The 6,453-nt window shown below is 45.8% G+C and carries 5 protein-coding genes and 1 riboswitch; all 5 genes read right to left on the reverse strand.

Going from position 1 to position 6,453, the window contains the following annotated elements; all coding sequences use genetic code 11:
• Window positions 1–221: 221 nt before the first annotated feature.
• The 5 genes from kdpDN to kdpF all read right to left on the reverse strand — a co-directional run bounded on the left by kdpDN (window position 222) and on the right by kdpF (window position 5,811).
• The gene (gene kdpDN / locus VU18_RS14185) at window positions 222–1,346 is read right to left on the reverse strand and encodes a KdpD-like non-kinase potassium sensor (RefSeq protein ID WP_011232715.1); all 1,125 of its coding nucleotides are present in this window, start codon (window positions 1,344–1,346) and stop codon (window positions 222–224) included.
• A complete protein-coding gene (gene kdpC, locus VU18_RS14190) occupies window positions 1,336–1,914 on the reverse strand; it encodes a potassium-transporting ATPase subunit KdpC (protein WP_011232716.1) in 579 nt (192 codons plus the stop codon). Before kdpC ends, kdpDN begins: the two co-directional genes overlap by 11 nt.
• 18 nt (window positions 1,915–1,932) lie before the next feature.
• Window positions 1,933–3,966: a potassium-transporting ATPase subunit KdpB gene (gene kdpB / locus VU18_RS14195; protein ID WP_047758332.1), complete on the reverse strand. Its 2,034-nt coding sequence runs from the start codon at window positions 3,964–3,966 to the stop codon at window positions 1,933–1,935.
• A 15-nt stretch (window positions 3,967–3,981) separates the two neighbouring features.
• The gene (kdpA, locus tag VU18_RS14200; protein ID WP_011232718.1) at window positions 3,982–5,664 is read right to left on the reverse strand and encodes a potassium-transporting ATPase subunit KdpA; all 1,683 of its coding nucleotides are present in this window, start codon (window positions 5,662–5,664) and stop codon (window positions 3,982–3,984) included.
• A 66-nt stretch (window positions 5,665–5,730) separates the two neighbouring features.
• The gene (gene kdpF / locus VU18_RS21295) at window positions 5,731–5,811 is read right to left on the reverse strand and encodes a K(+)-transporting ATPase subunit F (protein ID WP_068895790.1); all 81 of its coding nucleotides are present in this window, start codon (window positions 5,809–5,811) and stop codon (window positions 5,731–5,733) included.
• Between the two features lie 290 nt (window positions 5,812–6,101).
• Window positions 6,102–6,260: riboswitch (cyclic di-AMP (ydaO/yuaA leader) on the reverse strand.
• Between the last annotated feature and the right edge of the window lie 193 nt (window positions 6,261–6,453).

Here is a 6,453-nt window from a genome sequence, read left to right on the forward strand (position 1 = left end):
GATTGGAGGTCGACGACAATGCTATGCACAGCGTGCACTTTGAATTTCCTCTCGTCTCGTGCGCTGCTTAGCCGCTTAAGTCCGTCAACAGCCTGTACGCAATGCACATTGATTTTATCATACGTTTTGGCTGGCGCCAGCCGACATTCATCTTCCGCTTATTGCTTGAATTGCGAACGGGAGTCTTCTTTTGGAACTATGATCAAAGATGCCCCTCTTCTCTATCTGTCAGATACAACAAGCACATCAACATGTTTAAGTTGCTGCATAATTACATTAATGAGCGATCCTTTCCATATTTCCTCCCATCTCGTCCGAGCAGACATCCCCATCACAATCTGGGTGATTTTATATTCTCGACATACATCCACGATTTGATGGGCAACACGGCGCGAGGCAGCCTCTCGAACGAGAAAAGTGGCGCCAAATTGCTTAGCCATTTTCTCCCATTCTGCTATCGTCCTTTCTGGCGATTGTCTTTTCTGCTTAATGTGCAAAATGTATAACTCGGCGTTTAATCGTTGAGCGATCCGCCATCCACGTCGAATCAATTTTTCAGCGTTTGGCCGATAGTTGACACACACTAGAATTTTTTCATGAATGCCGGTCGGTTCTTCAATTCCCTGTTCTTCTCTCTCTTTCTCCAAACGCATCTCAATATCATCGGCCACTTCTCTTAACGTCAACTCCCGCAAGGCAACGAGATTGCCCTTGCGAAAAAAATGATTGAGCGCCTGATCAATTTTTTCTTTCCCATATACTTTCCCTTCTTTAATGCGCTCGCGCAACGCTTCCGGCGTGATATCAATCACTTCGATTTCATCGGCTTCCCTAAGCATAAAATCTGGCACGCGTTCATTCACTTGGACCCCTGTTACTTGCTCAACGATATCATGAACACTTTCTAGATGTTGAATATTCATTGCCGTCCAAACATGAATTCCCGCCTGCAAAATTTCTTGTACATCCTGATAGCGCTTTTTGTTTTTACTGCCCGGGGCGTTGGTATGGGCCAATTCGTCCACAATCACCACATCCGGGTTGCGTCGAATCACCGCGTCGACATCCAATTCCGCAAATTCTTTTCCTTTATAATGGATTTTCTTGCGAGGAATGATTTCCAAGTCTTTGATTTCTGCCTCTGTCTCAGCCCGTCCGTGTGTTTCAACAATTCCGATGACGATATCGATCCCTTTTTCTCTCACATCGTGAGCATCCCTCAACATATGAAATGTTTTCCCGACACCAGGGGCCGCCCCAATATAAATTTTGAGGCGGCCTTTCTTCATATTTTCGATTTTCTTCAATATCTCTTCCGGAGTCATTCGTCTATATTTATGATTCATTCCGTTTGGAACGCTCCTCCACTAATTTTTGAACAGCCATATTTAAGCGCACAACGTTGACCCGCGGTTCACCAAAAACGCCCATCGCTCTTCCTTCAATGTGCTGCTTGACCAAACGGGTCAATTGTTGCTCCGATAATCCCGTTGCCTTTGCTACCATCGGCACTTGGAACAATGCGGCAGCCGGGCTAATATGAGGGTCGAGTCCAGATCCTGAATTGGTGATTAAATCGATAGGGATATCTTTTTTCGTCTTTCCAGGAACTTTTTTCAACCATTGCTCTGCATCTTTCTCCATCCGTTCCATCATTTCTTTGCTGGAAGGCCCATAATTTGGTGAACCTGATGCACTTGCATCATATTGAATCGACGAAGGGCGGCCGTGAAAATAGGAGTCCCCCTGAAATGATTGTCCAATCAATTCCGAACCGATGGCTCTTCCCTTCTCATAAATAATGCTTCCTTTCGCTTGATGAGGAAATAACAACTGGGCAAGGCCCGTCATCGCTGCCGGATACCCGAGCCCAAGCAAAACGATCATGAGCAAAGCAAGGCGAATATTTCTCATGCCAAATCCTCCTCTCTTTTACATAAACAGGCCTAGGGCAAGATCAATGACCTTTATGCCAATGAATGGAGCAATGACTCCTCCGCCTCCATAAATCAACATATTTCTACGCAAAAGTTTTTCCGATGACATCGGTTGATAGCGCACCCCTCTCATCGCCAACGGAATCAACAGAGGGATGATCACCGCATTGAAAATTAACGCGGATAAAATGGCGCCCGCTGGCGAATGCAGATGCAAAATATCGATCGATTTCATCTGCGGAATGCTGGCCACAAACACAGCCGGCAAAATAGCAAAATATTTGGCAATATCATTGGCAATGCTAAATGTGGTCAATGCCCCCCGGGTCATCAGCAGTTGCTTCCCGATGGATATCACTTCAATAATTTTCGTCGGATCGGAGTCTAAATCAATCATATTCGCCGCTTCTTTTGCCGCCATCGTACCGCTATTCATGGCCAATCCGACATCCGCCTGCGCCAAAGCCGGCGCGTCATTCGTACCATCCCCCGTCATAGCAACCAAATTCCCTTTCGCTTGTTCTTCCCGAATAACACGAATCTTGTCTTCCGGCTTGCTTTCCGCAATAAACTCATCCACTCCTGCCTCGTTGGCAATCGTTGCAGCGGTCAGTGGGTTGTCTCCTGTGCACATGATCGTTTTGATCCCCATTTTTCTCAATTCATCAAATCGTTGGCGCATTCCCGGTTTTACGGTATCTTTCAAATAGATGATGCCCACGATGTCTGCTCCAACGGAGACAGCCAACGGCGTGCCCCCCTGTTTAGCGATTTGTTCGCTTTTTTCTTTCAAATCGCTTGGAATGCGGCCGCCCAGCTGTTTGACATGACGGGAAATGGCATCCACCGCTCCCTTGCGATACGGAATGCCTTGAACGTTCATGCCGCTCATTCTTGTCTCGGCAGTAAACGGGACAAACTCCTCGTGTTCATACTCAGCAACATCTGCTTTCCATCCTTGCTGTTTCGCCAATTCAAGAACAGAACGCCCCTCAGGTGTCTCATCCTTAATCGAAGACAAAACGGCTGCTTCCCGTACTTGCTCCTCTGTAGTCCCGCCAACAGGAATAAACTGGGCGGCCATTCGATTTCCAAACGTAATCGTTCCCGTCTTATCAAGCACGATAGTTGTAACGTCCCCTGCCGCTTCCACCGCTTTTCCGGACATCGCCAACACGTTGAATTGTGTCAAGCGGTTCATCCCGGCGATTCCAATGGCCGATAATAAGCCGCCAATGGTCGTCGGAATCAAACAAACAAGCAAGATGATCAAGGTTGTTATCGACAAATGGATGCCGACATAACGGGCAATCGGAACTAATGTGACAACGACAATCAAAAAGATGAGCGTGAGAGTCACAAGCAAAATGTTCAGCGCCAACTCGTTCGGCGTTTTTTGCCTCGTTGCTCCTTCAACAAGAGAGATCATTTTATCCAAAAAAGACTCGCCGGGGTCGGCTGTGATTTTTACTTTAATCCAATCGCTGACGACTTTTGTGCCGCCTGTCACCGAACTGAAATCTCCCCCTGCCTCCTTAATAACAGGGGCGGATTCCCCAGTAATGGCCGATTCATCAATGGACGCCAACCCTTCTATGATTTCGCCGTCACCTGGAATGAGATCACCGGCTTCGACGAGAACAATATCCCCTTTTCGCAACTGTGTGGACGCAACCAGTTCTATTTCCCCTTTTGCGCTGATCCGCTTGGCGATCGTATCCGCTTTCGTTTTCTTGAGCGATTCCGCTTGTGCCTTTCCTCGTCCTTCCGCCAAAGCCTCAGCAAAATTAGCGAATAAAATCGTGAGCAAAAGAATGACGAATACCGCTAATTCATATTTCCAATCCTCTATTCTAAAAAAGCGAGGAAACAAAAGCATAAGCAACACGATCAATGTTCCAATCTCGACGACAAACATTACTGGGTTGCGCATCATCACAAGAGGATTTAACTTTTTGACGCTCTCTATTGCCGCTTGCCGCACAAGCTCTGGCTGAAACAGTGATTGGCGATTGTCATTCCCTCTCATCTCGACGTTTCCTCCTTAGCGAATGGTTAAATATTCCGCCACCGGACCCAGGATCAGAACAGGGAAAAAGGTAAGTGCTCCGATAATGAACACTGTCCCAAATAAAATGACGCCGAATGTGGCTGTATCGGTACGGAATGTTCCAATGGTTTCGGGCACTGGCTGTTTTCCGACCAAAGACCCAGCGACCGCAAGCATCGCAATAATGGAAACATATCTCCCCAAAAGCATGACAACACCAGTCGAAATGTTCCAAAATGCCGTATTATCCTTCAATCCCTCAAATCCTGACCCATTGTTCGCCGCCGAAGATGTATATTCATACACCACTTGCGAAATGCCGTGGAAGCCAGGATTGCTGATTGCCTCGGTCCCCATGTGCGTCATTAACGCTATGGCTGACGGCGCCAAAATAATGAGAGGATGAAGCAACAACGCGATGACGATCAGCTTCATTTCCTTTGGCTCGATCTTGCGCCCTAAAAATTCAGGTGTACGCCCGACCATCAAGCCTGATAAAAAAACGGCAATCATCGCATACATCATGATGTTCACAAACCCTACCCCATCGCCGCCAAACACGTTATTTAACATCATTAATGCCAGCGGAACGAGCCCCCCAATCGGAGTCAAACTATCGTGCATATTGTTGACTGACCCGGTTGTGGCCGCTGTCGTGATCGCCGTAAATAAACTGGACAGCGGAATGCCGAAACGTACTTCCTTGCCTTCCATATTTCCTTGGTCAGCTGCAAATCCTGATTTGCCCACAAGGGGATTCCCAGATTGTTCCGCATTGTACACAACCCCAAGCATCATGACGAACAAAACGAACATTGTCGCAAACAATACCCACCCCTGTTTGCGATTTTTTACAGCATGACCATACGTAAAAGGCAGAGCCGCTGGAATGCACCACATCGATAACATCTCGATTACGTTCGTAAACGGATGAGGATTTTCAAACGGATGAGACGAGTTCGCTCCGAAAAATCCCCCTCCGTTTGTCCCGAGGTGTTTGATGGACTCAAGCGAAGCGACAGGTCCCAGCGCTAACGTTTGTGTGCCTCCCTCTAATGTTGATACAGCCATGCGGGCCAAGAAGGTTTGCGGAACCCCAAAGGCCACTAACAAGATCGTTACGATGACAGATAGCGGGAGCAATACACGCACATTCGCGCGCACAAAATCTTGATAAAAATTCCCTATCGTTTTTCCTTTTTTAGACAACGCGCGAATTAAAGCAGTAGCAACAGTCAGTCCCGTGGCGGCTGACGTGAACATCATCATCGTCACAAATAACATCTGTGATAAAATGGATAATCCAGATTCTCCGCTATAATGCTGCAGGTTTGTATTTGTCATAAAACTAACCACAGTGTTAAACGTAAGAGTCGGCTCCATATTTTCCACTTTGGCCCCATTAAGCGGCAAATAATGTTGAATACGCAAAAGCCCATAGGATATACCTAACAATGCCGCATTCACGATCAACAATGCTGTACAATACGACTTCCAAGTCATCTCTTCTAGTGAGCGAATACCTGATAATCGATAAATCACCGCTTCAATGGGCGAAAAGAAACGATCGATCTTTCCTTTTTCAAAGAAAGCCACATATAAATATTTTCCCAATGGCACCGCGATAACGATCAACAACAAGAAAATAAGTGTATATTGCGAAAAGACATGCCACATGTTTCTTCCCCCTCACGCGTGATCACTCATATTCCAATTCATAACTGAATTTATCTGACCGTCAGTTCAAAATTTTTCCGGGTAAATAAGTGCGTATACGAGATAGCAAAATACCCCCAATATCACCATCCCTACTATCCAGATCATTGTTCTTCTCCTCCATTCACCACGGAATCACACCAAACAGAAAATTCATAAAAGAGAATAAAGCTCACGACAAGCAAAACAACCATCATCACATCCCACATCAGTGATCCCTCCGCCTTTTGTCATCTTTCCGCTTAAAGTTCGGAAACATTGACTTATACATACACGAAGATTTCTCAACAAACCAAATTTATTATTTTTTACATAAATTACATATTTTTTATAAAAAAGAACAAAAAAAGACAGCCAGAGGGTATCTGGCTGCCTATGTCAAGCCATAGGAAATACCCCCCTTCTCTCAACACGCTTACGAGGTTAGCTGACGGATTCGGGTGATGAGAGTCACCCTACCCGTTCAGAACAGGCGTCCTGAACAGGATTCACCCCATGTGGCGCACAAAGCCACGGTTGGTTCCCCCGCTCCTATTCGGATTCAGCGATCTTTAGGGAATGAATGGTTATTTAATTTGAGGCTCATTATACTCTTGGTCCACCATACCGTCAAACAGCTAAAATTAGCTATTTTTTTGAAAATAAACGGAAAAATCATCAAGAAAGCGTTTTACATTTATTTTTTCATAAGCTAACTAATTTATTCTTTATTTTTCATCTATTTTCAAGCACCCGAGTTCGACAGTGACT

The organism is Geobacillus sp. ZGt-1, from assembly GCF_001026865.1.
Classification (GTDB): Bacteria; Bacillota; Bacilli; order Bacillales; family Anoxybacillaceae; genus Geobacillus; species Geobacillus thermoleovorans.